The 26,156-nt window shown below is 66.0% G+C and carries 25 protein-coding genes and 1 pseudogene; 17 read left to right on the forward strand and 9 right to left on the reverse strand.

From position 1 onward, the window contains the following. Positions 1-33: 33 nt before the first annotated feature. Complete coding sequence (locus FHP25_RS24395; RefSeq protein WP_147849582.1) at positions 34-1,683, reverse strand: hypothetical protein; 1,650 nt, start codon at positions 1,681-1,683, stop codon at positions 34-36. 166 nt (positions 1,684-1,849) lie between these two features. On the opposite strand from FHP25_RS24395, the pseudogene FHP25_RS42665 reads away from it, so the two are divergent. Beyond that, a pseudogene (locus FHP25_RS42665) lies at positions 1,850-1,963 on the forward strand (hypothetical protein); the annotation flags it as partial. Here the strand turns inward: FHP25_RS42665 and FHP25_RS24400 are convergent. Next, positions 1,918-2,214, reverse strand: coding sequence for a hypothetical protein (locus tag FHP25_RS24400; RefSeq protein ID WP_147849583.1), 297 nt, complete (start codon positions 2,212-2,214; stop codon positions 1,918-1,920). The pseudogene FHP25_RS42665 and the gene FHP25_RS24400 sit on opposite strands and share 46 nt — an antisense overlap. A 173-nt stretch (positions 2,215-2,387) precedes the next feature. Continuing rightward, positions 2,388-3,176 carry a monofunctional biosynthetic peptidoglycan transglycosylase gene (mtgA, locus tag FHP25_RS24405; protein WP_147849584.1) on the reverse strand — a complete coding sequence of 263 codons (789 nt, stop codon included), beginning with the start codon at positions 3,174-3,176 and terminating at the stop codon, positions 2,388-2,390. A gap of 204 nt (positions 3,177-3,380) precedes the next feature. Here mtgA and FHP25_RS41970 point away from each other — a divergent pair, with 204 nt between their 5' ends. The 3 genes from FHP25_RS41970 (at position 3,381) to FHP25_RS24420 (ending at position 7,373) form a co-directional block, all read left to right on the forward strand. Continuing rightward, positions 3,381-4,307 carry a glycine/sarcosine/betaine reductase selenoprotein B family protein gene (locus FHP25_RS41970; protein ID WP_147849585.1) on the forward strand — a complete coding sequence of 309 codons (927 nt, stop codon included), beginning with the start codon at positions 3,381-3,383 and terminating at the stop codon, positions 4,305-4,307. 160 nt (positions 4,308-4,467) lie between these two features. Beyond that, a complete protein-coding gene (locus FHP25_RS24415) occupies positions 4,468-5,661 on the forward strand; it encodes a CaiB/BaiF CoA transferase family protein (protein ID WP_147849586.1) in 1,194 nt (397 codons plus the stop codon). Positions 5,662-5,897: 236 nt separating this feature from the next. After that, positions 5,898-7,373, forward strand: a complete 1,476-nt coding sequence (locus tag FHP25_RS24420) for an amidase (RefSeq protein WP_147849587.1) — start codon at positions 5,898-5,900, stop codon at positions 7,371-7,373. Positions 7,374-7,439: 66 nt separating this feature from the next. Here FHP25_RS24420 and FHP25_RS24425 read toward each other — a convergent pair whose 3' ends face one another. Further along, positions 7,440-8,153, reverse strand: a complete 714-nt coding sequence (locus FHP25_RS24425; RefSeq protein WP_147849588.1) for an amino acid ABC transporter ATP-binding protein — start codon at positions 8,151-8,153, stop codon at positions 7,440-7,442. Positions 8,154-8,461: 308 nt separating this feature from the next. On the opposite strand from FHP25_RS24425, the gene FHP25_RS24430 reads away from it, so the two are divergent. Continuing rightward, on the forward strand, positions 8,462-8,794 hold the full coding sequence (locus FHP25_RS24430) for a GYD domain-containing protein (RefSeq protein ID WP_147849589.1): 333 nt from the start codon (positions 8,462-8,464) through the stop codon (positions 8,792-8,794). Between the two features lie 112 nt (positions 8,795-8,906). On the opposite strand, the gene FHP25_RS24435 is transcribed toward FHP25_RS24430, so the two are convergent. Beyond that, positions 8,907-9,257, reverse strand: coding sequence for a hypothetical protein (locus tag FHP25_RS24435; RefSeq protein WP_147849590.1), 351 nt, complete (start codon positions 9,255-9,257; stop codon positions 8,907-8,909). Positions 9,258-9,338: 81 nt separating this feature from the next. On the opposite strand from FHP25_RS24435, the gene FHP25_RS24440 reads away from it, so the two are divergent. Both FHP25_RS24440 and FHP25_RS24445 read left to right on the forward strand, forming a co-directional pair. After that, positions 9,339-9,929 (forward strand): TetR/AcrR family transcriptional regulator, encoded by a 591-nt coding sequence (locus tag FHP25_RS24440; protein WP_147849591.1) that lies wholly within the window; start codon positions 9,339-9,341, stop codon positions 9,927-9,929. A gap of 292 nt (positions 9,930-10,221) precedes the next feature. After that, positions 10,222-10,752, forward strand: coding sequence for a gamma carbonic anhydrase family protein (locus FHP25_RS24445; protein WP_147849592.1), 531 nt, complete (start codon positions 10,222-10,224; stop codon positions 10,750-10,752). 85 nt (positions 10,753-10,837) lie between these two features. Here FHP25_RS24445 and FHP25_RS24450 read toward each other — a convergent pair whose 3' ends face one another. Further along, on the reverse strand, positions 10,838-11,650 hold the full coding sequence (locus tag FHP25_RS24450; RefSeq protein WP_147849593.1) for an aminoglycoside phosphotransferase family protein: 813 nt from the start codon (positions 11,648-11,650) through the stop codon (positions 10,838-10,840). A 268-nt stretch (positions 11,651-11,918) separates the two neighbouring features. After that, the gene (gene ppk2, locus FHP25_RS24455) at positions 11,919-12,899 is read right to left on the reverse strand and encodes a polyphosphate kinase 2 (RefSeq protein WP_231712460.1); all 981 of its coding nucleotides are present in this window, start codon (positions 12,897-12,899) and stop codon (positions 11,919-11,921) included. A 322-nt stretch (positions 12,900-13,221) separates the two neighbouring features. On the opposite strand from ppk2, the gene FHP25_RS24465 reads away from it, so the two are divergent. From FHP25_RS24465 to hflC, 4 genes are all read left to right on the forward strand, one after another. Then, complete coding sequence (locus tag FHP25_RS24465) at positions 13,222-14,232, forward strand: dienelactone hydrolase family protein (RefSeq protein ID WP_218578570.1); 1,011 nt, start codon at positions 13,222-13,224, stop codon at positions 14,230-14,232. Positions 14,233-14,367: 135 nt separating this feature from the next. Further along, on the forward strand, positions 14,368-15,711 hold the full coding sequence (locus FHP25_RS24470) for an FAD/NAD(P)-binding protein (RefSeq protein ID WP_178133753.1): 1,344 nt from the start codon (positions 14,368-14,370) through the stop codon (positions 15,709-15,711). A gap of 462 nt (positions 15,712-16,173) precedes the next feature. Next, a complete protein-coding gene (gene hflK / locus FHP25_RS24475; protein WP_218578572.1) occupies positions 16,174-17,271 on the forward strand; it encodes an FtsH protease activity modulator HflK in 1,098 nt (365 codons plus the stop codon). After that, positions 17,268-18,272 carry a protease modulator HflC gene (gene hflC, locus FHP25_RS24480; protein WP_147849596.1) on the forward strand — a complete coding sequence of 335 codons (1,005 nt, stop codon included), beginning with the start codon at positions 17,268-17,270 and terminating at the stop codon, positions 18,270-18,272. The genes hflK and hflC overlap by 4 nt, the downstream gene beginning before the upstream one ends. A gap of 424 nt (positions 18,273-18,696) precedes the next feature. Here the strand turns inward: hflC and FHP25_RS24485 are convergent, their stop codons facing one another. Further along, complete coding sequence (locus FHP25_RS24485; RefSeq protein ID WP_147849597.1) at positions 18,697-19,626, reverse strand: LLM class F420-dependent oxidoreductase; 930 nt, start codon at positions 19,624-19,626, stop codon at positions 18,697-18,699. A gap of 847 nt (positions 19,627-20,473) precedes the next feature. Here FHP25_RS24485 and FHP25_RS24490 point away from each other — a divergent pair. From FHP25_RS24490 to FHP25_RS24515, 6 genes are all read left to right on the forward strand, one after another. Then, complete coding sequence (locus FHP25_RS24490; RefSeq protein WP_147849598.1) at positions 20,474-20,716, forward strand: hypothetical protein; 243 nt, start codon at positions 20,474-20,476, stop codon at positions 20,714-20,716. A 595-nt stretch (positions 20,717-21,311) separates the two neighbouring features. Next, complete coding sequence (locus FHP25_RS24495) at positions 21,312-22,526, forward strand: ABC transporter substrate-binding protein (protein WP_178133754.1); 1,215 nt, start codon at positions 21,312-21,314, stop codon at positions 22,524-22,526. Between the two features lie 48 nt (positions 22,527-22,574). Beyond that, positions 22,575-23,387, forward strand: coding sequence for a branched-chain amino acid ABC transporter permease (locus FHP25_RS24500; RefSeq protein WP_147849648.1), 813 nt, complete (start codon positions 22,575-22,577; stop codon positions 23,385-23,387). Further along, positions 23,300-24,310, forward strand: coding sequence for a branched-chain amino acid ABC transporter permease (locus tag FHP25_RS24505; protein WP_147849600.1), 1,011 nt, complete (start codon positions 23,300-23,302; stop codon positions 24,308-24,310). Before FHP25_RS24500 ends, FHP25_RS24505 begins: the two co-directional genes overlap by 88 nt. Beyond that, positions 24,283-25,032 carry an ABC transporter ATP-binding protein gene (locus FHP25_RS24510; protein ID WP_147849601.1) on the forward strand — a complete coding sequence of 250 codons (750 nt, stop codon included), beginning with the start codon at positions 24,283-24,285 and terminating at the stop codon, positions 25,030-25,032. Before FHP25_RS24505 ends, FHP25_RS24510 begins: the two co-directional genes overlap by 28 nt. Next, the gene (locus FHP25_RS24515; RefSeq protein WP_147849602.1) at positions 25,032-25,733 is read left to right on the forward strand and encodes an ABC transporter ATP-binding protein; all 702 of its coding nucleotides are present in this window, start codon (positions 25,032-25,034) and stop codon (positions 25,731-25,733) included. Before FHP25_RS24510 ends, FHP25_RS24515 begins: the two co-directional genes overlap by 1 nt. Here the strand turns inward: FHP25_RS24515 and FHP25_RS24520 are convergent. Beyond that, positions 25,706-26,119 carry a hypothetical protein gene (locus FHP25_RS24520; protein ID WP_178133755.1) on the reverse strand — a complete coding sequence of 138 codons (414 nt, stop codon included), beginning with the start codon at positions 26,117-26,119 and terminating at the stop codon, positions 25,706-25,708. The two genes, FHP25_RS24515 and FHP25_RS24520, sit on opposite strands and share 28 nt — an antisense overlap. Positions 26,120-26,156: the final 37 nt, after the last annotated feature.

Raw genomic sequence — 26,156 nt, forward strand, 5'->3', positions numbered from 1 at the left:
AAGGTTCCGCCGCCGTCCCGTCCTGCCGCCGGCTCACGCCGCCGCGCGCCGGCACAGGCACGAGGCGCGCACCGGCACGTCGGCGCGGGCCTGCGCCAGGTCGAGCCGCGCCTTGATCAGCGGCGCCTCCACCGTGTCGCCGCGCCGCGTCAGGCACTCGTGCAGGCCATGCAGGCTCCAGACATTGTCGGGGTGCTGGCAGGCGCGGCTGAGCGTGTGGTCGAAGCCGAGATCGGCGCGGTAGACCGCCTCGGCCTCGGCCAGCCGGCCCTGCTCCAGCAGCAGGGCGCCCAGCGCATGCCGCGTCGGCTGCATCCAGCCCCACGGCTCGTCGTAGGGCAGCGCATCCTCGAGCGCGACCGAGCGGCGCAGATGGGCGAAGGCGATGTCGATGTTGCCGCGGCGGTATTCGAGCTCGCCCGTCAGCATCTCGTCGGCGATGGCGAGCAGGTCGACGACCGTGTTGTTGTGCACGCGCCGTGTGTCGGGCACGCGGGCGCGCGCCTCGCGGAACGCCGCGCGCGCCTGCTCCGCCGCCGCGATCTCGCCCAGGACCGAATGCGCCAGCCCCTTGGCGTAGAGCATCATCGCCGTCGTCGCGCAGTAGAGGTCGCGGTCCCGGGGCAATTCCTGGTCGATGATCTCGCGCCATTTGCCGAAGCGCACCAGCACATGCTGCTTCATCGGAATGTAGCCCTCGACGAAATCGGCCATCGGCGGCGAGGGGATGCGCATCAAGGCTTCCGGCGTGGTGTCGATCAGCTCCTGCGCCGCCTGCAGCGCCGGCGCGTACTGGCCCAGGAACATCGCGCCGTAGATCGCGAAATGGTGGTTGTGGGTGCGGTAGAGCGCATAGACGTTCATCGCCCCTTCGCGCGCCAGGTACTTGCGGTCGACGGCGATCGCCTTCTGGTTATAGACCAGCACGTCGCGGTAGTTGCCGCACAGCACGTCGATATGGGTCGGCATGTGGATCAGGTGGCCGGCATCGGGCACCAGCTCGCGCAGCCGGTCGCCGGCGCGCAGCGCGCGCTGCGGAAACGGCGACATCTCCATCAGGTGGACATAGAGGTGCAGCAGGCCGGGATGGTCCCACGCCGCCGGCTCCTTCTCGAACAGCCCTTCCAGCAGCGCGACCGCCTCGCGCGTGCCGGCGTCCTGCGCGACATCGCCGGTCGACAGGTCCCACATCTTCCACGGCGTCTCGTTCATGATCGCCTCGGCCAGCACGCAGGCGACGTCGAGGTCGCCGCCGAAATCGCCGAACACAAGGCGCATCTGCCTGGTGTAGGCCTTGTCCCAGCCGGACTGGTCCTCGATCGGCTCGCGCTGCGGATAGCGGGCGGGCAGGGCGCGGATCAGGGCCTGCTCGACCGGGCTGGCGCCACCGGCCAGCGACAGCGCCGCCTGCATCGCGTCGTAGGCGACGGCCAGCGCCTGGGCCTTGCCGGCCGGGTCGTAGAGGTGCCAGGGCAGGTTGTAGTTGGGGCCGGCCGCATAGGCGATGCCCCATTGCGCCATGGCGCAGCCCGGATCGTGCTGCAGCGCGTTGCCGAAGCACTTGATTGCCTCGGCGTGGTTGAAGCCGAACACCCAGTTCAGCCCGCGGTCGAACCACGCCTGCGCCGCGGCGGACGTCGTGGTGATCGGGCGGGAATAGGCACCCAGCTCGTAGTAGCTCATGTCTCGCCTCCCAAGCCTGGCCTGTTGTGTCGACGCGGTACCGGGATGCGCTGGCGCTCGGCAGCCCCGGCCAGCCTCGGGAGCCGTGCCGAAGCGTAGGCCAGCCCGGCGGCCGGCGGAAGACATAAGCCGGCGCCGAATGGGTACGCAAAAGCCTGCGTTGATCATGCCGGCCGACGGCAGCACCATCGGCCTGATCGATCACCTGGGCGCCAGGCGGTTCCTGGTGGTGGGCTACTGCATCGGCGGCCCGTTCATCTGGAACCTCATCAGGCGGGCGCCCGATCGCGTGGCCGCGGCGGTGCTGGTGCAGCCCAGCGGCTTCCGGCCGGAGCTGCCCGACCAGTTCCATGACAGCAACATCGCCAACTGGGGACCGGCGCTGTGCGCGCGCCGGCCCGACATCACGATGGACATGGTGAGCGCCTTCCTCGAGAGGATGTACCGCGCCAACGCCGATTTCGTGTTCACCGTGACGCGCGACTTCGTGCGCAGCTGCCAGGTGCCCGTGCTGGTGCTGCCCGACGACATCCCGCCGCATCCGCTCGCGGTGGCGATGGAGACGGTGCGGCTGGCGCCGAGATCGGAGGTCAGCCTCTACCCCTGGAAGGAGCCCAAGGAGATGATCCCCGTGGTGGTGCGCCAGGTGCGCAGCTTCCTGCGCGCGCACCAGCCCCCGCCGGATCATGACGGGGATTGCCGCCTCAGCCGGTCACGCATGTCGCGAGCGGCGCGATGTTGCGCATCCGGCGCAGCAGCACGGGCACGCGTTTCGCCGCGTAGCCGCGGTTCGGCGACCAGTCGCGCGGGTCCGGCAGGATGGCCGCGATGCCGGCCGCCTGGCGCGCCGACAGCGCCGCGGCGCTCTTGCCGTAGTAGCGCCGCGCCGCGGCCTCGACGCCGAAGATGCCGCGGCCGGTCTCGGCGACGTTGAGGTAGAGCTCGATGATGCGCTGCTTGCCCAGCAGCAGCTCGACCACCGGCGTCCACAGCGCCTCCAGCGCCTTGCGCGGCCAGCCGCCGCCGGGCCACAGGAACAGGTTGCGGGTGAGCTGCATCGAGATCGTGCTGGCGCCGCGCAGGCGCTCGCCGGCCTGCGCGTCCTCGATGGCTTCCGCGATCGCGCCCCAGTCGAAGCCGTGATGCCGGCAGAAGCGGTTGTCCTCGGCCGCCATCACGGCCAGCGGCATCGCGTCCGGCAGCGCATCGAGCGCCACCCAGGTGCGCGACGCGCCGTCGCCCTCGAGCGCGCGGATGACCATCAGCGGCGTCGCCGGCGGCGGCACGAAGCGATAGAGCCCGGTCAGCACCACCGGCAGCAGCAGCAGCGCGGCGAGGGCGAACGCGGCGCCGTGCAGCAGCCGCCGTGCCCACACCCGTCCGGGCGATGCCCGCGAAGCGACGGGCGTCGGCGGGGCCGTGATCGGGAAGGAGATCGGCTCTTCTTCGGCGGCTCGTGCCTCGGCATGCCCGGCCGGCTCAGGGCACTGCATCGGGCATGCGCGAGCGGGTCGTCCACGCCGACCGCGCATCCATGCCGTGGGGAGCCATATGTTCATGTCGCAGGGAAGCGTGCGCTCTGAGGGATCGATCGCCGAGGGCCGAACGGTAGCAGTGTATAGCGTATGCAAGAAAGAGGCGAGACGGCGGCGCCGATGCCGATTGACCGACGGCCCGTCGGACCCTAGCCTCGCCCCATGACCGATTCGCACATCTTCGCGCCGGATCACGACGCACCGATCGAGTACATGCGCCGCACGCGGGAGTATTACCTCGCGCTGGGCTACGACAATCCCTATCGCTGGGCGCACTACATCGATGCGCCGTTCCAGCCGCTGGCCCGGAAGCTGGCCGACAGCACGGTGGCGCTGATCACCACCGCCGCGCCGTTCCAGCCCGACAAGGGCGACCAGGGGCCGGGCGCGGCCTACAACGCCGGCGCCAAGTTCTACACCGTCTATTCGGGCGACACGTCGGTCGACCACGACACGCGCATCGCCCATATCGGCTACGACCGCAAGCACACGACGGCGGCGGACAGCAACACCTGGTTCCCGCTGCCGCTGATGCGCCGCTTCGCCGCCGAGGGCCGCTTCAGGCTGGCGCCGCGCTTCCACGGCGCGCCCACCAACCGCAGCCAGCGGGTGACCCTGGAGACCGACGCGCCCGAGATCCTGGCGCGCTGCCGGCAGGACCAGGTCGATGCCGCGCTGCTCGTGCCGACATGACCCGTCTGCCACCAGACCGTGAGTCTGGTCGCCCGACATCTGGAACGCAACGGCATCGCCACCCTCGTTATGGGCGCTGCCAAGGACATCGTCGAGCACGCCGGCGTGCCGCGCTTGCTGTTCAGCGACTTCCCGCTGGGCAATTCCGCCGGCAAGCCGCATGAGCCCGACACCCAGGCCTTCACCCTCGACCTGGCGCTGAAGGTGCTGCAGAGCGCCGTCGGCCCCCGCACCACGGTGCAGTCGCCCCTGCGCTGGGCCGCGGACGGCGACTGGAAGCTCGACTTCTCCAACGTCGAGCGCATGAGCCCGCAGGAGGTCGCCAGGAAGCGCGCCGAGTTCGACAAGGCCAAGCAGGTGGCGCTCGGCCAGCGCAAGCAGGCCGGGGTAGGGTAGCGGCTGCCGCTGGCGGCGCTGGCAAGAGGCCGGGCCGCGCCGCTCCAGCGGCGCCTCTTCCACATCACATCGTCTGCCATGAGCGTCGCTGGAGCGACGCGGCCCGACCGATCACCCAGCAAGGGCCCCCCTTCACTGCGCTCCGGACAATGAGAGAACCATGACCAAGCCTTTCACCGGCATCCGGATCCTCGACTTCACGCGGGTGCTGGCGGGACCCTACGCGTCCTATCAGCTGGCGCTGCTGGGCGCCGACGTGATCAAGGTCGAGGCGCCCGGCGGCGAGGACATGCGCTACGGCAACCGCGCCGATGACTGGGAGAAGCGCGGGCTGGCGGCGCCGTGGATGGCCGTCAACGCCAACAAGCGGTCCGTGACGCTCGACCTCAAGAAGCCGCGCGCGATCGAGGCTGTGAAGCGTCTGGCCGCCAAGGCCGATGTCGTGATGGAGAACTTCCGGCCCGGCGTGATGGACGGGCTGGGCATCGGCCACGAGGTGCTGCGCGCGATCAACCCGCGGCTGATCTACTGCGCCGTGTCGGGCTTCGGCCAGACCGGGCCGCAGCGCGCCACGGCGGCGTTCGACGGCATGATCCAGGCGATGTCCGGCCTGATGTCGATCACCGGCTTCGAGGCCAACGGACCCACGCGCGTGGGCTTCGCCGGCGCCGACGTGATGTCCGGCGCCACCGCCGCCTTCGGCGTGGCTTCGGCGCTGTTCCAGCGCAGCCATACCGGCAAGGGCCAGCTGGTCGATGTCGCCATGCTCGACGCCGTGATGGCCTACATGGCGCAGCAGGTCAGCGAGCACCTCGTCACCGGCCGCGTGCACGGCCAGAGCGCCAACCTGTCGGTCACGAAGAAGCCGACCGGCGACCTCTACCGCACCCGGGACGGCTGGATCGTGCTGGCGGTGATGACCGAGCCGCAGTTCCGGCGTCTGATGCCGGCCCTGGGCCGCGCCGACGCGCTCGACGATCCGCGCTTCGCCGACTGGCCCGGCCGCATCGCGCATGCCAAGGATCTGCACCAGATCATCGAGGACGCGCTGATGCGCGAGACCTCGGCCGAATGGGCACGGTGCCTGGCCCAGGCCGATGCGCCGGCCGCGCCGGTGCTGGGCATCCCGCAGACGGTGCAGCTGGAGCAGCTCGCCGCGCGCGACATCCTGCAATCCATCGAGACGCCGCACGGCACGGTGCGGCTGGCCGGCTCCGGCTTCCGCCTCGAGCATGGCGGCGGCAGCGTCGAGCGCGCGCCGGCGATGGCCGGCCAGCACACCGACGAGGTCCTGGCCGAGGCCGGCTATTCCCCGGCCGACATCGCCGCGATGCGCGCCGACGGCGTGCTCTGAGCTGATCGGCACATTCGGGAAAAGAAGGCTTCACCACAGAGACACAGAGATCACAGAGTGGCACAGAGAAAGAAAAGGGCATGCTGCTCCACTCTGCTCTCTGTGTGCCTCTGTGATCTCTGTGCCTCTGTGGTGCATTTTTCGCCAACGCCGGCAGAGAGCTACGTGCCTACGCGATTGACCCCGCGCCCCGTTCCTCTAGCCTTGCCGCCTTCACGCAGGAGCCATGGAACGACATGACGTTGGCAATGAGCTGGGACGAGTGGGCGGGGCACGATGCGCTGGGGCTGGCCGAGCGCGTGCGCCAGGGCGAGGTGACGCCGGCCGAGCTGGCGGCGCAAGCGTCCGCCGCCATCGCCGCCACGAACCCGGCCCTGAGCGCTGTGGTCGAGGTGTTCGACGATGTCGTGGCCGATCCGCTGAAGGACGGCATGAACCCGCGCGGCACCTTCGCCGGCGTGCCCTACCTGATGAAGGATCTCGGCCCGACGCTGAAGGGCCGGCTGCAGGAGATGGGCTCGCTGCTGATGCGCGGCAACCGTGCCGCCGCCGACAGCCACCTGACCGGCCGCATCCGCCTGGCCGGGCTCAACATCATGGGGCGCAGCACGACGCCGGAATTCGGCTGCTGCAGCTCGGCCGAGAACCCCGCCGTCTACATCACGCGCAATCCCTGGGACACCGATTACACCACCTGCGGCTCCTCGGCCGGCACCGGCGCCATGGTGGGGGCGGGGGTGGTGCCGATCTCGCATGGCAGCGACGGCGGCGGCTCGATCCGTATCCCGGCCGGCGTGAACGGCGTCATCGGGCTCAAGCCGTCGCGCGGCGTCTTCTCGATCGCGCCCGGTGCGTCCGACCTGACCGGGCTGGTCTCGACCCAGGGCTGCCATACGCGCAGCGTGCGCGACACGGCCGCCTTCTTCGACAGCTGCCGCGGCGGCGCGCCGGGCGAGTTCATGCCCTACTGGACGCCGGCCGAGCCCTATGTCGAGCTGATCCAGCGCGACCCGGCGCCGCTGCGCATCGCGCTGTCGCACGAATGGGGCGACTATCGCGCCACGCCGCATATCGCCGCCGAGCTCGCCCGCGTCGGCCGCTTCCTGGAAGGGCTGGGGCACCGCGTCGACTGGGCGCTGCCCGAGGTCGACCTGCGCGCCGCCTTCGCCGCCCAGACGACCTGCTACATCAGCAACTTCGCGCAGACGATCACGAACCTGATCGCGCCGCTGGGCCACGAGCGGCCGCCGGCCGACCTGGTGGAGCCGGTGAACATCCGCATCTGGGAGGCCGGCCGGACCATGTCCTTCACCGAGCGGGCGCGCATGCAGGCGGTGTTCAACACCACCGCCCGCGGCTTCGGCGCCTTCTTCGAGGAATGGGACATCATCCTGACGCCGATCACGGCGCTGCCGACGCCGAAGATCGGCACGCGCGAGTTCCTGACCATCAGCGACAACCCCTCGGTGCTCGACTGGTTCGGCAATCTCTGGCGCTTCTTCTCCTACACGCCGCTGGCCAATCTCTGCGGCATCCCCGGCATCTCCCTGCCGCTGGCGGCGCACGAGAACGGCCTGCCGCTGGGCATCCAGGCGCAGGCGCGCCAGGCCAATGACGGGCTGCTGCTGCAGCTCGCCGCCCAGGTCGAGCGCGCCATCGGCGGCAAATGGAACCAGGGCGGCGTCCCCAAGGTCCACGTCACCCGCGCCTGAGCAGGAGCATGTCCCAATCGAACGGAATCGGCCCTCCTGCGCGGGCTGCTCCAAGCAGCGGGGAGCTCAATGCAATACTGCGCTTAGAAACGTCTCCAGCTCGGGCGTGCGTGGCCGGGTGAGCGTCGCGGCGGCGGGGCCTTGCTCCCAGATCTTGCCCTGGTGCATGAACATCACGCGGTTGGCGACCTTGCGAACGAAGCCGATCTCGTGGGTCACCAGCATCATGGTCATGCCGTCGCGCGCCAGCGCCTCCAGCACGTTGCGTGCCTCGCCGACCAGCTCCGGATCGTCGAGCAGCAGGAGCTGCGGCGACATCGCCAGCGAACGCGCGATGGCCACGCATTGCTGCTGGCCGACGGAGAGCAGGTCGGGATAGGCGTCGATCTTCCCGGGCAGCCCCACCTTTCGAAGCACGGCTTCGGCCAGGCGCCGTGCCTCGGTCGGCGGCACCCCCTTCATCACATTGGGGGCGAGCGTGATGTTCTTCTCGACGCTGAGGTGCGGGAAGAGATTGAAGCTCTGGAACACGATGCCGACATGCTGGCGCAGCTGGCGCAGGTCGGTGCCGGGATCGTTGACCACCGTGTCGTCGACGCAGACGGTGCCGCCCTGGATCGGCTCCAGTCCGTTCACGCAGCGCAGCACGGTGCTCTTGCCCGCGCCCGAACGACCGATGATGGCGACGGTCTCGCCCTTCTCGACGATGAGCGACACGCCGTTCAGCACGGTGTGCTGGCCATGGCGCTTGATGACGTCCCTGAGTTCGACGAGCGACATGCCACCCTCCGCTCGAGTCGTCTTGATCAACAATGAGTGAGCAAGCTGACCAATCGCCGATGCGCGTCACTTTCCGTCCCTGACCGATGGCGGAAGGCGATCACGCGGGGTAGGATGCCAGCGTCCCACACTGGCGGGAGCGCGACAATGCCCTCCTGCACAACGCCCGTTGCTGCGTGGTCGCAAGTAAGTTGTCCGGTGGGGACTCCTGATGGTTGTCTGGTGCGGTTGCTATCCTGGATCAAGCCGCGGAAATTCCGCGTCCTGGATCTGCTCGGCGGACATCTTAATTAAACAGGGAGACCGAAATGCCTACGTTCATCACCTACGCTTCCTATTCCCGGTCCGGTGCCAAGGGATTGATCGACAAGCCCTCGGATCGCTCCGGCGCGATCAAAGCCTTGATCGAGAAAGCCGGCGGCAAGCTGATAGCACTATATTTTACGACGGGGTCGAACGACGTCGTCATTGTCTCCGAAGTCGCGGATGGATCGGATGCTGTGGCCATGGGAATGGCCGTCACGGCAAGTGGCACGTTATCGAGGATCGAGACCGTTCGTGCCTGGACCTCGAGCGAATTCAAGGGCATCGCGGAAAAGGCTGCCAAGGTTGCAGGTGCCTACACGCCGCCCGGAGAATGATGGGCAATGCGAGGTGTCCTTAGTGGCGCCGTGCGCAATCACAAGGTGTGAATTGGAGAGCCGCCTCCGGGCGGCTCTTCTTTTGAATGCGATGCCGGTGCGACGGGACGCTTCAAAGCCCCAGCAACGCCAAGGCAACGACACCGCCCATCAGGTACCCGCCAACGTGCCGGCCGCGCGTGGCCACGGCGTTGCCCACGGCGGCATACCCGTAGACGACGACGGCGACGGCGATGATCCATCTTCGTGCGTCCTCCGAGCCGAATGCCGGCGCGGCGATCAGCAGGATGCCCAGCCCGATCCAGTCGATGGTGCTGGCCTGCCAGACCATCCGCAGCAGGCGGCGCGTCCATCGCGGCTCGATATGCGATCGGGCGAACACGCGCAGCTCGGCGATCGCCCCGTGCGCGAGGGCGATGAGGATCGCCAGCACGCCCGCGGCCTGAAGTGCTATATCCCGCATTGCCACCTCCATACAGGAGTGTATGGAGAGCCTATTCGCGCCGATTGCGGGATTCAATACAGGACTGTATGGTGCGACCTCATGACCAAACGGCTGACGGTGCAGGACTGGATCGATTTCGCGCTGGCGACACTGGCGCAGGAGGGCTTCCACGCCTTGAAGGCGGATGTCCTGGCGCGCCGGCTCGGAGTCTCGCGCGGCAGCTTCTATTGGCACTTCGCGGACCTGGAGGCCTTTCATGCCCGGGTGATCGGGCAGTGGCGGCAGACGGCGACCGAAGCGATCATTTCAGGCCTCGAGCGGCATGAAGGACATGAGCAGCGTCTCGACGTGCTCTTGCGCGGCGCCTTCGGACATGACTCCCTGCTGGAGGTCCGCATGCGCGCCTGGGCCGACAACAACGCTGCGGCCGCACGCGTCGTGAGCGACATCGACCGCAGGCGACGGCAATACATCGAGCGGCTGCTGGTGGCGGCGGGCATCGCGCCGGCGCTGGCGGCGACCCGCGCCCAGCTGCTTTACTGGACCTATCTCGGCGCTGCGCTGAGCCGCAGCAGGCTGGCCGGCGAGCAGCTCGATCGGGTCGTGGCCGAGCTGAAGACGATCGGGCTGGGCGGCGCCGCCCCGCCGGCACGCGGCCTCCGGAACCGATCCGGGCTTCAGCGAGTGTAGTGTCTCTTTGCCCCGCGGTAGCGCTACGGCATTCACACATTTTCACTGTCATCCCGAGCGCCAGCGAGGGATCTCCCGCGAAAGACGCACGGTGCGTCATTCGCAGGAGATCCCTCGCTGGCGCTCGGGATGACAGTCCTATTTTTCGGGACGCAAGCTCTCTGGGACTGGATGTGTGAACGCCGTAGCGCTGCCGCGGGGCGAGGGGTGAACGGCAGCATGGGCGATCGCCCTCGCGGGCCTTGGCGATCACCCCTACAATGGCTGGCAGCATTTTATCCGGGGAGCAGAAATGGCGATCTACGCGTTCGAGGACTTCCGGCCCGTCCTGCCCGGGAATGGCCGGTTCTGGGTGGCGCCGGGTGCGCATGTGATCGGGCAGGTGAGGATCGGCGCCGACGTCAGCATCTGGTTTGGCGCCGTCGCGCGCGGCGACAACGAGCCGATCGACATCGGCGAGGGCACGAACGTGCAGGAAGGGGTCATGCTGCATGCCGATCCCGGCTTTCCCCTCGTCATCGGCGCCGGCTGCACCATCGGCCATCACGCGATCCTGCATGGCTGCACGGTTGGCGCCGGCACGCTCATCGGCATGGGGGCGACGGTGCTGAACGGCGCCAGGATCGGCGCCAACTGCCTCGTCGGCGCCAACGCGCTCGTCACCGAGGGCAGGGAGTTCCCGGACAATTCGCTGATCATCGGCGCGCCGGCCCGGGAGGCCCGGCCGCTGCCGGCGGGAGCGCTCGAGAAGATCCGCAGCGACACGCTGGGCTACGTGGCGCGATCGCGCCGCTTCGCGGCGGGGCTGAAGCAGATCGATTGAGGTCGACGCCGCAACTCCCTGCGGACACTGGCGCCGGCCGACGCGTGGCTGCGCCGCCTGTGCCGACGTCCCGAGCGTGCTGCGTTCAGTCCTGCGGGCGCAGGGTCGCTTCGATGCGCCGGATCAGCCGCTCCCGCTGGGCGCTCGCCGCCCCACCGAGGAGGACACGGACGCGGACGATCGGCAGGTAGGGCTCCATCGCCGCCGTCAGCGCCGCCGGGGACATGCCGGCCAGCCGCGCGTACGCGCACTGCGCGGCCGCATTGACGGCGCGCGGCCGCTGCGGGTTGTCGACGAGCGCCGGGGCGATCTCGGTCAGGACGACGTGGCAGATCCCGAGGTCGAAAGCGGCGGGCGCGCGGACCGCGGCCATCCAGTCGACAATTCTCGGCCCGTCCGCCGTCATGATCACGTTGTCGGGGTGGAGGTCGCCGTGGCACAGCCCGTCGCCCGGCCGCAGGCGCTCGATCAGGGCGAGGATGCCGGTGGCGATGTGCTTCGGAACAATGCCGCCGGCGCTGCTCAATGCGCCGTCCATCCAGTCGCGCAGGGGGAGGACTTCCCATGTCGGCGGCGTCTTGTGAACGGACATGAGGAGGGACGCGAGGATCGCCCCCGCCTGCCCGAACGTCATGGCGCCGCTGCGCGTGAGCCGCAGCAGGGTCGGTCCGTCGAGGCGACGGAGCACGATGCCGAAGCGCCCCTCCAGGGTCACCACGTCGAGCACCTCGGGCGCCGGGGCGCCGGCGGCGAAGACGGCGCGGGTCATGTGCGCCTCGTGCCAGCCGAGCTGCCGCGGGACGCCGGCCTTGAACAGCTTCACAATCTGGCCAGGCGCCCAGGCGTGAATGTCCGCCGAAGCGCCTTCGCCGATCTTCTCGCCCAGGGATCCCCGCATCGTCGGTCCTCCGCGGCGCGGAGCAAACACCTGATGCGGGCAAAGAAAACCCGCTTCTTTCGCCTGGCTGGCAGAGAAGCTTGACAGCAGATCTGACGGTGTCGCATCGTCAGGATTGCAAGGATGAAGATTGCGCCAAGGCCGGCCGGTGACCCCGCGCCGGCCTTCGTGTTGGGCGGCTCATGTCCGACCCGCGCAGCCCACCGCCGAAGCCCAGCCCTGTGCCGAAACGCGCCGCGCAGTCGTGAACGCCCAAAGATGCCGTCGATCAATACACCTCGGGGACGAATCTCTGGGACGACATCTGGGGGCGTTTGTAGCCCGTATCGGATTGACGCGGCGGAACCTCGATCTCCACCGGCTTCATATCCTGATAGGGGATCTGGTCGAGCAGGTGCCTGATGCAGTTGAGCCGGGCCCGCTTCTTGTTGTCGGCGTTCACGACAAACCACGGCGTCTTCTTGAGGTCAGTGTGCTCGAACATCTCGTCCTTGGCTCTGGAATAATCCACCCAGCGCTTGCGCGACTCCAGATCCATCGGGCTCAGCTTCCAACGCTTGATCGGATTGCTGATACGCTCCTGAAACCGCCGCTCCTGCTCCTCGTCGTTCACCGAGAACCAGTATTTGATGAGGTAGATACCCGACCGGACAAGCATCTCCTCGAACAGCGGGCAGGCGCGAAGGAACTCCCGATACTCCGCCTCGGTGCAAAAGCCCATGACACGCTCGACACCGGCGCGGTTGTACCAGCTTCGATCGAACAGGACGATTTCGCCCTTCGTCGGCAACTGAGCGACATAGCGCTGGAAATACCACTGACCACGTTCGCGCTCCGTCGGCGTGCCAAGCGCCACGACACGGCAGATACGAGGGTTCAGAGACTCGGTGATGCGCTTGATCGAACCGCCCTTGCCTGCAGCGTCCCTGCCCTCGAACAGCACGGCAACCCTCAACCCGTTCACCCGCACCCACTCCTGCAGCTTGATGAGCTCGAATTGCAAATGAGCGAGTTCTTCGACGTATTTGTAGTCTTTGGGCGGCGTGCGTGCCTTTGACCGGTCGGCCAGGTGCCAATATTGCTCGATTGCCGCCGCTTCCGTGACGTCGCGCAGCACCGACAGCTTGGGCTCGCCAGACTTGTGCTTCTTGGACATGAAGGCCTCCTCTGCCCCAATCAGACCACCTTCCCGGCGGCGGCGAGGTGTGCCGATCATATCATCGTCGCACGGCTTCTCGAAGTCCGCCATGACGATATCCCATGCGTAAGCCTATGGCGGTCCTCAATATCAAGATCGCCAACGCGTCGGACCTCACCGTGCCGCCCTCACTGCTCGCGCGCGCAGATGAGCCAATAGTAACGACGCTGTTTGTCGCGATTCAGGAGTCCGTTTTTAACCTAACTCGGAAGGGCCGCTCTGAATCAATCATGTCCGGTCATTGGGAGCCAGCAGACGTGTCCAACCTGCGCTGAAACTGACACAATTGACCCATCTCGGACGTTCGGCCTAGTCGGACGTCGGCCCATTCTCTGCTAGATAAGGCATTCGATTTCCTGGGCCGAGGTGCGTCTTGAGCGACAAGCGCGTGGAACGGAAACCGCCAGCCGTCCTGACGGCAGATGTCGAGTACAGGCACTTGTCGGCGGCTGATGAAGCGAAGGGCGAGCCCGTCCTGCAGGATATGGCTGCACGGACCGAGCTGCATTCAATTCATACCCTGACGCTTTCGGACACGCAGTTCTTGCGCGGTGATGCCAACGGGAAGGCAACGACGACCTCGGGACAGCTCCGGCTCGCAAGGAGCCCGGGTCGGTTGCCGGTTGTGGTACTGCAGCATGGCTCCGCCGGGATGGCACCCAACGTCGAGATGTGGGCAAGGGAGCTCAACAAAATCGGCGTTTCGACATTTGCACTCGATGGCTTCACCGGGCGTGGGCTCACCGAGGTAAACACCAACCAAGCCCTGCTCGGCCGCCTCAATTTCATACTCGACATCTATCGCGCCCTCGATGTGCTGGCGAACCATCCGAGCATTGATCCGGCACGCATCGCGCTGATGGGCTTTTCACGTGGAGGTCAGGCCACGCTCTATGCGAGTCTCAAGCGATTCCACCGGTTGTGGAACAAGTCAGGCGTTGAGTTTGCGGCCTACGTTCCGTTCTATCCGGATTGCATGACGACATTTCTGTCCGATACCGACGTTGTCGGTCGACCGATCCGCATCTTCGGCGGTACGCAGGATGACTATAACCCGATCGCTGCCTGCAAGGCGTATGTCGAGCGGCTGCGAGCCGCAGGCGCGGATGTTGAGGTGACTGAATATCCGAACGCCTCGCACGCGTTCGACAACCCGCTCGGCGCGCAGCCGGCGATGTTGCAGCCCAGATTCCAGAGCGCGCGCAACTGCAAGATCCAAGAGGAGGCCGAAGGGCTTCTGATAAACACCGAGACGAAGCGCCCATTCACCTACACCGACGCCTGCGTCGTTCACGGCGTGCACATTGGCCACGATCCGATCGCCACCAGGGAAGCCAAACAAACGGTCAAGGAACTCTTCAAAACGGTGTTCCAACTCCACTGATCGGGTGACGACTGGATGTCGCCTTCTGATCCGAAGCGGACTCTGTTTTCTCCTGGTCAATTTGATTATCCTGCGTCGTATACTCTGGGCAGCCTGGAAGATTCTGCGGGCCACGAACAACGAAGAACCGTTTCGATGACCATCCCTTCGATCGCCATTGTCGGCGCGGGAGCGAGCGGTACGCTGCTTGCGCTACAGCTGTCGCGGAAGGTTCCTGCGGGCACCCGTATCGTATTGATCGAGCGCAACGCGCAATTTGGCGTCGGTCTGGCCTATTCAACACAGAACCCAAACCACCTCGTGAACATTCCGAACGGCCGCATGAGCGCGTTCGACGATCAACCCAATCATTTCGTCGACTGGATGCAGCGCCAGTCCCCGCACATTCTGGACGGTGCGCCGGCAGCAGGATCGGCCTTCGCGCCGCGGCGCGTATATGGTGCCTATCTGCGCGACTTGCTGATCGCTGTGAAGCCTGCGCCCAAGATACTGCACGAGGAAGTCGTATCGATCGAGGTTAGGGGAGGCCTGTCTCGGCTAAGATGCGCCTCGGGGCGGGTGCTACCGGCGAGTCTAGTCGTGTTCGCGACTGGCAACGATCGTCCCGCGACGCCGGACGCACCAGGCTTGAAGGAGGCGCCATTCTGGCGCCCCGATTCATGGCGGATGGACGCATTCGCGACACTCGATCCGGGCCTGCCAGTCTTGTTGATTGGCACCGGACCGACGGCGGTCGATGCTGTGATCACTTTACTCGACCAGGGGCACGTCGGTCTGATCTATACGGTGTCGCGGCGCGGCCTGCTGTCGCGTTCTCACGGTCCCAGCGTCGTGATGCCCATCCAACTGCCGCTCCATGCTGGTCTGGGCGAACTCACGCGCTTCGTGCGTCAGGAAGCGGATGCCAGTGGCGGGAATTGGCGGGGCGTGATCGACGCGGTGTTCCCTTTCCTCCAAGATATTTGGCGGTCGTTGTCACTCGCAGAGCGGCAGCGGTTCCTGCGCCACCTCCGCCCGTGGTGGGATGTGCATCGCCAGCGCATGCCGGAAAAAGTTGCTGCGCGGATCGACGCCGCGTGCACAAGCGGCCAATTGCACATTCTTGCGGGCCGAATCACGCAGTGCGAGTCGAACGCCGTGTGGCTTCGTCTGCGCGGCGGGCGTGACACGAGGCTCGAGGTAGGCCGAGTGGTGAATTGTTCTGGCCCGTGTACCGATCCGGCCCGCAGTGACGATCCACTGACCCAAGCGATACTGCGTGATGGGCTGGCGCGGCCGGATGAATGTCGGCTCGGGCTCGACGTAACGCGGGCGGGCGCACTGCTCAGCCGGCCGGGGACGGTCTCTCGGAGCCTATTCGCCCTCGGCCCACCGACCCGCGGTGCCTTTTGGGATATTACCGCCATTCCGGTCATCCGCCGCCAATCCGAGGTTCTCGCTCAGCATCTGGCAGACCTGATGCGCGAGCACGCTGATTGAAGTAAAACCCGATGTCCGCTTCTGGCCCATCGCGGACACGCCTTTGTCCTGCGCCAATGGCCGGTTTGCGGGCAAGGCGAATATTGCCTTGTCCCGCATCAGCAGGGCCTGCTTATGAGCACCGGGCGGGCTTGAGATTCAAGCGGACGGCGATTCTCCGACACCATTCGTGGATTTCCCGCTAATATCGGCGCGCGGCCGGTAGCTCCTGGCAGCGAGGTCAGGCTTGCAGAACGGCAAAGCCTGCGCGGTGAAGCCGACCGGCGTCGCGTGCGGGAATGCAAGCCTGCTCCAGCATCTGTGTGATGTGGGCGTGGTCTGCGTCAAGGCGTTGCAGCGCTTGCTGTCGAAGGCCTTCGACCCGATCAGGCCGCCAACGGGGGAGCGAGCCGACAAGCAAGCGGTGGCGTCGCGTGGAGGGCGGACAGCGGCTTGGCGGCCCGAGCAGCGGATCGCGTCACGATGCCGGGCCTCGAGCGTGCGCAAGGGGAGGCCGTTCGCATGTTATCACCGGACGACAACGGCAGGCGGGGCGGTCCCTGGAGCCGCGGGACCAGGCCTGGTCCCGATCTTGAGGATCTGTTGCGGCTGGGTCAGGTTCACGTCAGGCAGATCATGTCGCCCGGCGGCACGCGTCGGGTCATCGCCCTTGCCGTCATCGGCCTGGCAGCGGTGGGCGCCTGGACAACCTACTACACCGTGCCGAGCGATTCGGTCGCCGTCGTGCAGCGTTTCGGCAAGTACCTCAAGGACGTTCCTCCGGGACTGCATTTCAAGCTGCCGCTGGGCATCGACACGGCGACGATCGTTCCCGTCAAGCGGCAGTTGAAGCAGGAGTTCGGGTTCACGACCCCGCGCGCCTCCGATCCGTACCAGGCCTCGCGCGATGGCAGGCGCGAAACACAGATGGTGACGGGCGACCTGAACGCCGCATTGGTGGAATGGGTCATCCAGTACCGCATCACCGATCCCGTCAAATTCCTCTTCGACGTTCGGGAGCCGCAGGAAACGCTGCGCGATGTTTCCGAATCCGTCATGCGGGAAGTCATCGGCGATCGCACCGTGGACGAGGTGATCACCATCGGCCGCCAGGAGATCGAGGCGGAGGCGCTGGCCAAGATGCAGGCGCTCTCGAACAAATACGAAATGGGGATCAGCATCGATCAGGTGCAGCTGAAGAACATCAATCCGCCGGAAGCGGTGCAGGCGTCGTTCAACGAGGTCAACCAGGCCCAGCAGGAGAAGGAGAAGCTGATCAACGAAGCGCGGCGCGACTACAACAAGGTGATCCCGCTGGCCGAGGGCGAGAAGGATCAGCGGGTCCGCGAGGCCGACGGTTACCGGCTCAAGAGGATCAACGAAGCGGAAGGCGACGTTGCCCGGTTCAACGCCCTGCTGGCGGAGTACATCAAGGCCCCCGTGGTCACGCGTCGCCGCATCTATATCGAGACGCTGCAGGACGTCATGCCGGGCATACGCTCCAAGATCATTATCGACGAGCAGGCGCGCAGCATCCTGCCATTGCTGGACATCGACTCCCACAAAGGAGCCCGGCCATGACCAGGATCAGGCTGATCGCTCTGCTGGCGGTCCTGGGCATCGCGATGTACCTTGCGATGGGCTCGATCTATACGGTGAGCGAGGTCGAGCAGGCGATCGTCACGCAGTTCGGCAGGCCCGTCGGCGATCCGGTGACGACCGCCGGCTTGAAGTTCAAGACGCCCTTCATCCAGGACGTCAACTTCATCGACAAGCGCGTCCTGGAATGGGACGGCAACCCGTCCGACATGCCGACCAAGGACAAGCTCTACATCTCGGTCGACCTGTTCGCGCGCTGGCGGATCGTGGATCCTCTGCAGTACTTCCTGCGGCTGCACGACGAACGCAGCGCCCAATCCCGCCTCGACGACATCCTGGGCAGCGAGACCCGCAACGCTGTCGCCAAGCATGAGCTGATCGAGATCATCCGCACCACCAAGGACCGCGTGCCCCTGCGCGATGCTCTGCTGGCCGACCCGGGGCAGGAGCTCAAAATGGGGTCGCTGGTGCCGATCCAGAAGGGACGCAAGCTGGTCGAGCAGGAGATCTTTGCCGAGGCTGCCGCCAAGGTCCGCGTGTTCGGAATCGAATTGCTCGATATCCGGTTCAAGCGGATCAACTACAATGAAAGCGTGCGGCCGAAGATCTATGACCGGATGATCAGCGAACGGCGGCAGATCGCGGAACGCTTCCTGTCGGAAGGCAACGGCGAGGCCGCCAGGATCCGCGGCAATCGCGTGCGCGACCTGAACAAGATCCAGTCCGAGGCCTATCGGCAGGTCGAGGAGATCCGGGGTCTTGCCGACGCAAAGGCCACCGAGATCTACGCCAGGGCCTACAACCAGAGCCCCGAAGCGGTCGCGTTCTATGAGTTCACGCGCACGATGCAGGCCTACAAGCCGATGATCGGCGAGAACACGACCCTCTTGCTCTCTACGGGAAGCGACCTCTTCAAGTTCCTGAAGGGCATGTCGCCGGATGGCGGCGTCGCGCCGGCCCCACCTTCCAGCAGCAGCCGATGAGAACGCGCGCACGCAACGCGGACGACGCCGCGATCCGCCGGCGCTGAAGAGACCTGTCGCATTCACACTTCTGCCCTGGCATCCCGGGCAAAGTGAAGGGTCTTTCAACCCTTGACGGAGCCGGCCGTCAGTCCCGCGCCGTAGTGCCCGCTATCGGTGAAAGGTGAGTCGCCACTGTCATCCCGAGCGGAGCGAGGGATCTCCTGCGAGGGACGCACGGTGCGCCGTCCGCGGGAGATCCCTCTCCTGAGCCTGTCGAAGGGGCGCCCGGGATGACAGGTGTGTCACCGACCCGTGATTCCAAGTAGTAGCGCTCGATGAAGAACGAATAGATGATCGCCACCGGGATCGAGCCGAGCAGCGTCGCGGAAGTCCCAACGCTGCAGGTCGACGGCCGATCATTCGATCATCTCGTTCCACGGATCTACAACAGGTCAGCCACAGCAGCGCGGTAGCGGGTGAGCGCTGCCAGGTGTTCCGCTGCGGTGCGGCCACTGACACGTCGGTGATGATCGCTGACATAGGTCGTGTGCGCGGTCACGTGCGTGACGCCGGCGGTACTCCAGAAGGTGATTTCCCGCCGCCAGTCATCCTCGCTTCCGGCGCCAGGGGACACCCATACTTCGAGGCCCACGTCCTGCGGCCTGCGACCGGCCTCACGGATGAGCGTACGGAGCTTCTCAAAGGCAGCCAGGGCTTGATCACCCGGTGCGTAGTTCAGCGGCATGTACCCGTCGCCGTATTTGGCGACGCGGTGGAACGTTGCCTCCGCGTGTCCGCCGAACCAGACCGGAACACGGCCCGACTTCGGGCGCAGGGTAAGCCCGCCATCGTCGAGGTGGTGGAACTCGCCGTGGAAGGTCGTGTGCGGCTCTGCCCAGAGCGCCTGCATGAAGCGAACCTGTTCTTCGGATCGACGGCCGCGCGTGCGAAAATCGGTGCCAAGGCCCTGAAATTCAATCTCATTCCAGCCGACGCCGATGCCGAGACGGAACCGGCCGCCGCACAACTCGTCAAGTGAAGCCGCCTGCTTGGCGACGATGGCTGCCTGTCGCTGCGCAAGGATCAGGACGCCCGAAGCGAAGCCAATCTTGGTGGTGCAACCGGAAAGAAAGCCGAACAGGACCAGCGGATCGTGAAAGGCAAGCGCTGTTGTCCCGATCCGACGTGCGTGCTCGATGGATACGCCGGTGCTGGCGCCGTGTCGAAGCGTGGCGACGGGGTTCTTTCCGAGCACGTGATCGGCCGCCAGCAGGTAGTCGTACCCAAGTCCTTCGACCGCCTGCGCGTAGTCGCGCAGCACGTTGGGGCCGGTGCCGATGTCGCTCACCGGCATTGACGCGCCAAGCTGCATGATCTCCTCCTAAGACGCTTCGTGGCGACACAGGAACGCGCAGGCAGTGCGGACCAAGCTTGGGGGCGATATGTCGGCCAGCGAACCGGCGCCCGATGAAGTGCGGCCTTTTCCCGCTCTACGGACCCAATGGCGAGAATTGCTGCTGCTCGATCACCTCGGCCGGCGCCTCGAACATGCCCGCCTGTCGGACCCGCAGGCCCGCAGGCGAGATCGACACGCCGGAGCGTCGTCTCCCCTGACTTCCGACGCCGCATCCTGGCAGCTTTCTGCGTCGCCTTCCAGAATGTGATGGACGTCGGGTCCAGCCGCGGAACAGTGCCGTCGCACATGGGACAACATCGATTACGCAATGACCTCCGCCAGGACGCCAAACGGCGACGGCATGGCATCGTTATGGCGGTGCTGGGGCGTTTACTTTCCCCCGCTTGCGGGCAGGGCATTCACATATGCCCGTCATCCCGAGCGTAGCGAGGGATCTTCCGCGAATTGCGCACCGTGCGCCTTGCCGCAGGAGATCCCTCGCGGGCGCTCGGGATGACAGCGGGGTCATATGCGAATGCCCTGCCCGCAAGCGGGGGAAGGTAGAAAACGTCGCCTATCTTCGGCAGCCCGACACCATATGCGATCGCCCTGACGGCGGTGCTGGTGCGCCCTGCGGCCAGGCGCTACAAAGGTGGCTCGGCGCCGGGCGTCCCGAGGCGAGGGGCGATGAGCAACGAACTCGAATGCATCGAGTGCCTCGACGACCTCCTGCATGAGGCACGCCGGCACCCCCATTGCGCCTCGCATCTGCGCGGCAACGCCTTGACCATCGACAACGACCTCACGCAGTGCGGAGGGGCTCATGAGCGACGTGACTGAAGACAAGCTGCAAACGAGCGACGAAGATTGGTTTGAGCGCTTCAAGGCCCTGCTGGTGATCGATGCCGAGCGCTGCCGCGAGCTCGCGGCGCTGCTGGTCAGCGCCGAGGTCGAGGCCTATGAGCTCGACGGCAGCTACGGCATGAGCGAGCAGGTTGACGCCATCGTCGCAATGCTGGAGTCGCTCGGTCACATCAAGGACCGGGTCGGCTATCCGGGCCGGTGACTTCCACCGCGAGTCAGGACCACGAGAGGCGGATCATCGATGTGATCCCTTCGAGACGTCCGACTGATGCGGCTGCTGATGGAGCACATGTTCCCGATATCCGCTGGCAGCGACACTGTGCGCCGGCGGCAGATTGCTTCGAAGGCGCCAATGTTGGCTAAGAAGGACAAAGTACCGAACGGCCGTTATCTATCAGTTGTAAAAAGGTCATGAATAGATTATGAGTCGTGAAAATAGCCTGACATTGAATATGTCCCAGTAGTAGCGGTGCACGACGCGGCCGAGCGATGTCATCATCGCGCCGTGCCGCCGCTTTCAATCTGCCGAGAGCGAGACTCGAAGCGAGCATCATCGAACGCGGTCTCGACCCTCCCTGCTGACCACTGAAGGGAGCAATACCGATGTCGCCTCTCCCGATCGTTGGCTTCGACTTTGCAGCAGGACGATCGAAGCGGATTCACCACATCGGAAGAGATGGACACATCCACGAACTGTCATTTGCCGCAGGTGATGCGCGATGACGATACTCCGACGTCTTCGGCCCTATCGGGACCCTGGAGCCGCGACAGCTTCTCGGGTTCGCTCGGGAGGGGATATGAGCAGAAGCAGCCGCAGGCACATCCTCAAGGCGGGCGGAGCGATGGCGGTGCTGGGCTTCCCGGCCATTGTGCGCGCGCAGGCGAAGGAGATCGTGATCCTCGGCCTGTGGGACCAGACCGGCGCCTTCGCCGATGTCGGGCCGATCAACGACCGCGGCATGCGCATGGCGCTGGAAGAACGCGGCATGATGATCCTCGGCCGCCCCGTCAAGTACATCACGCGCGACGGCGCGACGCAGGCCGGCACCTCGACGCGGCGCGTCGAGGAGGCGGTGGACGGCGACGGCGCGAAGTTCGTGGTCGGCCCCTGGTCCTCGGGCGTGGCGCTCGCGGTCTCGGAGGTCGCCAAACGCAAGAAGGTGGTGCACCTCTTCAGCGGCGGCACCGAGGATATCTCCGGCGCCCGCTGCCATCGCTACTCCTTCCAGTGGGCGGCCAGCCCCTACACCGCCGCGAAGACGGTGGTGGACTCCTTCATGGAGGCTAACCCGAAGGCCAAGCGCTGGCACCTGCTGGTGGCCGACTACGCCTTCGGCTGGTCGGTGGAGAAGTATATCAAGGAGGTGGGCAAGGCGCACGGCCTGGAGTTCGTCGGCGCCGACCGGCATCCACTGGGCGAGCGCGAGTTCTCCAACTACGTGCAGAAGGCCGCCGCCAACAGGCCCGACGCAGTGGCGATGATCAACTTCGGAGGCGACGCGGTCTCCGGTGCGCGCGAGATGTTCAATTTCGGCCTGACACCGAAGGTGCCGCTCATCATGACCTGGTCCTCGGGCGTGGAGGAGCTGGTGCAGCTCTCTCCCGAGATCCGGCAGAACGTCTGGGTCGGCTCCAACTTCTACTACACAGCCGATACGCCGGGCGCGAAGGCGTTCGTGAAGAACTACCAGGCCAAGTTCGGCAATCCTCCCGGCTACGCGCCCTCGGCGGCCTATTCGATGACACGACTGCTGCTGGCAGGCTTCGACAAGGCCGGGTCCGCCGAGGTGCAGGACGTGGTCAAGGCGCTGGAAGGCATCGAGATCAACGACATCGTGGGGCCGATGCGGATGGACGCGGCCACGCACCAGAACATCCGGCCGTATTTCTTCATGCGCTGCAAGCAGAAGGGGGCCATGAAGCACGAGACCGATTTCGCTGACATCATTTCCACCGGCGACGCGCCGCTGCCCAAGGAATACGCCGCCTGCAAGGACATCGGTGGGTTCTAGGTTTTGAGCTTCGTCGCCGCACAGATCCTCAACGGGATCGCGACGGGCATGCTGTATGCCCTGATGGGGCTCGGCCTGTCGCTGGTCACCGGGATCCTCAACATCCCGAACTTCGCCCATGGCGCGCTGTTCGCCATCGGCGCCTATCTGCTGGCGACGGTAGCAGTGGCGATCGGCAATTTCTGGATCGCGCTGCTGATCGCGCCGGTCGGCGTGGCGCTGCTCGGACTGGCGATCGAATACGCCGGCATACGCAGGCTCTACGCCGCCGGCCACGACTACCAGCTGCTGTTCACCTTCGGCCTGGCGCTGATCCTGAGCGAATCCATCATCCTGATCTGGGGGCCGATCGGATCCAGCTACCTGCCGCCGGCGATCCTACGCGGCGGCGCCGACCTCGGCTTCACCATGTACCCGAAGTACCGGCTGTTCGTGATGATGGCCGCGGGTGTGCTGGTGTTCGCGACCTGGCTGTTCCTGGAGAAGACGCGCTACGGCGCCATCATGCGCGCCGGCATCGAGAACAAGGAAATGGTGTCGCTGCTGGGCATCGACATCCAGAAGTTGTTCACCGTCGCCTTCGGGCTGGGCGCCTGGCTGGCGGGCATCGCCGGCGCCCTCACCGCACCGATCCGCGGCCTCAATCCCGGCATGGGCCCGGACATGCTCGGCATCGCCTTCGTGGTGGTCGCGCTGGGCGGCCTGGGCAACCTGCTGGGCGCGATCGCGGCTGGCCTGATCATCGGCGTGGCGCAGGCGCTCGTCGCCGCCTATTGGACGGAAGCCTCCACGGTCGTCATCTACGCAGTGATGGCGGTAATCCTGCTCGTACGCCCGCAGGGACTGTTCGGCATCCGATGAAAAAGCCTTTTCTTCTGATCCTGATTTCGATTTTCCTGCTGCCCCTCGTCGTGCGTCCCGCCATCGCCTCCGAGATCTGGATCTTCGCCATCTTCGGCCTCGGCGCAAACCTGCTGCTCGGCTACACCGGCTTGCTGTCCTTCGGCCAGTCCACCTTCTTCGGCTCGGCGGCCTACGTCGCGGGCTGGATGATGAAAGTGCACGGCATCAACGCCTTCCTCGCGCTTGTCGCGGGCATCGGCGTGGGCGCGCTCTCGGCGGCCGCGGTCGGCTACCTGTGCGTGCAGCGCTCGGGCCTGTACTTCATCATGCTCACCTTTGCGCTGAACCAGCTCTTCTATTTCACCGCCTACCAGTGGACCAGCGTCACCGGCGGCGAGGACGGCATGCCGGGCGTGCCGCGGCCGGCGCTCGCCGGCATCGACTTCAAGGACCCGCTGATCTACTACGCTTTCGTATCACTCTTGTTCTTGCTTGCGCTGTTCTTGATGAAAAGAATAACCGAATCGCCGCTCGGCAAGATCCTGCAGGCGATTCGCGAGAACGAAGTGCGCGCCGAAGCCGTGGGCTACAACGTCCCGCGCTTCAAGCTGCTGGCCTTCGTTGTCGGCGGCGCTTTCTCGGGCCTCGCGGGCGTGCTCTACGCGATGCTGTTCGGCATCGTGCCGCTGGAGGCGATCAGCTTCGTGTTTTCCGGCAACGTCGTCTTCGCCACGCTGATCGGCGGCTCGGGCTCGCTGTACGGGCCGGTGATCGGCTCGTTCGTGTTCATCTGGCTTTCCGAGTCCATGAGCACGGTGTGGGCGCGCTGGCCGCTGCTGCTCGGCGTGGCCTTCGTGCTGGTGGTGATGTTCCTGCGCGGCGGCCTGGTTGAAGCCTGGACGAGGTTCTGGACATGGCGCTCCTCGAAACAAAGAGACTGACCAAGTCCTTCGGCGCGCTCACCGCCGTGAACGGCGTGAGCCTCGCCGTCGAGGCAGGCTCGCTGCACTCCATCATCGGCCCCAACGGCGCGGGCAAGACCACGCTATTCAACCTGCTCACCGGCACCTTCCCACCGACATCGGGGCAGATCCTCTTCGACCAGAACGACATCACGGGAACGCCGGCGAGCCGCGTCGCGCACCTCGGCCTGGCGCGCTCCTACCAGCGCACCACCGTGTTTCCCGCCTTCAGCCTTTTCGACAATGTGTGGGTGGCCGCTTTCGCGACAGGGAAATCCTGGAAGGGTTTGCTGCACAAGAAAACAAGTGACTATGCCGAAGTGACCGGGCGCGCCAGGCAGGCCCTGCAGGACGTAGGACTCGAGCAGAAATCAACCCAGCTGGCGCGCCAGCTCTCGCACGGCGAGCAGCGCCAGCTCGAGCTGGCGATCGCGCTTGCCGCGGCGCCGCGTGTGCTGCTGCTGGACGAGCCGGCCGCGGGCCTCTCGCCCGAGGAGACGCGCCGCATGGTGGCGCTGGTGCGCGCGCTCAAGGGCCGCTACACCATGGTGCTGATCGAGCACAAGATGGACATCATCATGAGCGTCTCGGACCGCATCTCGGTGATGCACTTCGGCAGCCTCATCGCTGAGGGCACGCCCGCCGAGATCCAGAAGAACGCGGACGTGCGCCGCGCCTACCTCGGCGGGGTAGCGGCTTGATGCTGGAACTGAAGAATGTGGATGCATTCTACGGGCTGGGACATATCCTCCATGGCCTTTCGCTCAGCGTAAGCGAGGGCGAGGTCGTCGCCCTGCTCGGCCGCAACGGGGCGGGCAAGACCACCACGCTGCGGAGCATTACGGGCCTTACGCCACCGAAACGCGGCCAGGTCCTCTACAAGGGAGCGGACATCGCCGGCCTTCGCCCCCACGTGATCACGCGCAAGGGCATCGCGATGGTGCCGGAAACGCGCGACATCTTCAGCTACCTCACGGTGAAGGAGAACCTCGCCATCGCCGAGCGCCGCGGCTCGCGCTGGCATATGGATAGCGTGCTGGAGCGTTTCCCGGGCCTGAAGACGCGCCTCGGCCACAAGGGGGGCGAGCTTTCGGGCGGAGAGCAGGAGATGCTGGCGATCGCGCGCGCACTGTTGACCGGGCCCGAGCTGCTGCTGCTGGACGAGCCCTCGCAGGGTCTCGCGCCGCTGGTGGTGAGCGCCGTGATGGACACCATCCGCGAGCTGAAGAGCCAGCGCGTGAGCATGCTGCTGGTGGAGCAGAACGCCGAGATGGCGCTGCAGCTCGCCGACCGCGTCTACGTCATCGACCACGGCACGGTGGTGTTCGAGGGCGCGCCGGCGCAGCTGCGCGCCGACGCGAACATCACCGCGACTTACCTGGGCGTGGGAGGGGAGGCATGAAGGCGCTGAACGAGCCGGAGGCGCGCGAAGCGGCGAAGCGCCCGGTACCCGGACTCACTGCTCTCTGATACGTCCTGAGCTGTCATCCCGAGCGCGCCAGGGATCGTTCCGAACGACGCACCTTGCCGCAGTGTCTCAACGCGGGACCAGAACATGCCGAAGAGGTAGACTAAGCTGCCGAAGTCTGCGTTCGAGAGGCACTTCTCGTTCGGCGTGATGCCTTGGATCGGTTGGAAGTCCTTATTGGCGAGCGTATGCAGCTTTCCGAGCAACTCGCCCGCTGCTTTCAGGAACGGGAAGACGTGTTGGTCGGTGACTTCCTCGGCGCTCTTACGCTTCGCCCGGGCCCGGAGGACCTCTTGATAGAGGATGTCCAGCACCTTCACCAAGACGCTGCTACCGAACGCCAAGGCGACGAGTTGG

The organism is Vineibacter terrae, assembly GCF_008039615.1.
Lineage (GTDB): Bacteria > Pseudomonadota > Alphaproteobacteria > Reyranellales > Reyranellaceae > Vineibacter > Vineibacter terrae.

Coding starts and splice junctions, on each gene's coding strand:
- FHP25_RS24490 (WP_147849598.1), top strand. CDS start 20,474: ATGAGCGACGTGACTGAAGACAAGCTGCAAACGAGCGACGAAGATTGG.
- FHP25_RS24485 (WP_147849597.1), bottom strand. CDS start 19,626: ATGCAGCTTGGCGCGTCAATGCCGGTGAGCGACATCGGCACCGGCCCC.
- FHP25_RS24400 (WP_147849583.1), bottom strand. CDS start 2,214: ATGTCGTCGGGCAGCACCAGCACGGGCACCTGGCAGCTGCGCACGAAG.
- hflC (WP_147849596.1), top strand. CDS start 17,268: ATGACCAGGATCAGGCTGATCGCTCTGCTGGCGGTCCTGGGCATCGCG.
- FHP25_RS24450 (WP_147849593.1), bottom strand. CDS start 11,650: ATGCGGGGATCCCTGGGCGAGAAGATCGGCGAAGGCGCTTCGGCGGAC.
- FHP25_RS24420 (WP_147849587.1), top strand. CDS start 5,898: ATGACGTTGGCAATGAGCTGGGACGAGTGGGCGGGGCACGATGCGCTG.
- hflK (WP_218578572.1), top strand. CDS start 16,174: ATGCCGGGCCTCGAGCGTGCGCAAGGGGAGGCCGTTCGCATGTTATCA.
- FHP25_RS24470 (WP_178133753.1), top strand. CDS start 14,368: ATGACCATCCCTTCGATCGCCATTGTCGGCGCGGGAGCGAGCGGTACG.
- FHP25_RS24495 (WP_178133754.1), top strand. CDS start 21,312: ATGAGCAGAAGCAGCCGCAGGCACATCCTCAAGGCGGGCGGAGCGATG.
- FHP25_RS24500 (WP_147849648.1), top strand. CDS start 22,575: ATGCTGTATGCCCTGATGGGGCTCGGCCTGTCGCTGGTCACCGGGATC.
- FHP25_RS24445 (WP_147849592.1), top strand. CDS start 10,222: ATGGCGATCTACGCGTTCGAGGACTTCCGGCCCGTCCTGCCCGGGAAT.
- FHP25_RS24515 (WP_147849602.1), top strand. CDS start 25,032: ATGCTGGAACTGAAGAATGTGGATGCATTCTACGGGCTGGGACATATC.
- FHP25_RS24435 (WP_147849590.1), bottom strand. CDS start 9,257: ATGCGGGATATAGCACTTCAGGCCGCGGGCGTGCTGGCGATCCTCATC.
- FHP25_RS24415 (WP_147849586.1), top strand. CDS start 4,468: ATGACCAAGCCTTTCACCGGCATCCGGATCCTCGACTTCACGCGGGTG.
- ppk2 (WP_231712460.1), bottom strand. CDS start 12,899: ATGGCGGACTTCGAGAAGCCGTGCGACGATGATATGATCGGCACACCT.
- FHP25_RS24425 (WP_147849588.1), bottom strand. CDS start 8,153: ATGTCGCTCGTCGAACTCAGGGACGTCATCAAGCGCCATGGCCAGCAC.
- FHP25_RS24510 (WP_147849601.1), top strand. CDS start 24,283: ATGGCGCTCCTCGAAACAAAGAGACTGACCAAGTCCTTCGGCGCGCTC.
- FHP25_RS24395 (WP_147849582.1), bottom strand. CDS start 1,683: ATGAGCTACTACGAGCTGGGTGCCTATTCCCGCCCGATCACCACGACG.
- FHP25_RS24430 (WP_147849589.1), top strand. CDS start 8,462: ATGCCTACGTTCATCACCTACGCTTCCTATTCCCGGTCCGGTGCCAAG.
- mtgA (WP_147849584.1), bottom strand. CDS start 3,176: ATGCAGTGCCCTGAGCCGGCCGGGCATGCCGAGGCACGAGCCGCCGAA.
- FHP25_RS24440 (WP_147849591.1), top strand. CDS start 9,339: ATGACCAAACGGCTGACGGTGCAGGACTGGATCGATTTCGCGCTGGCG.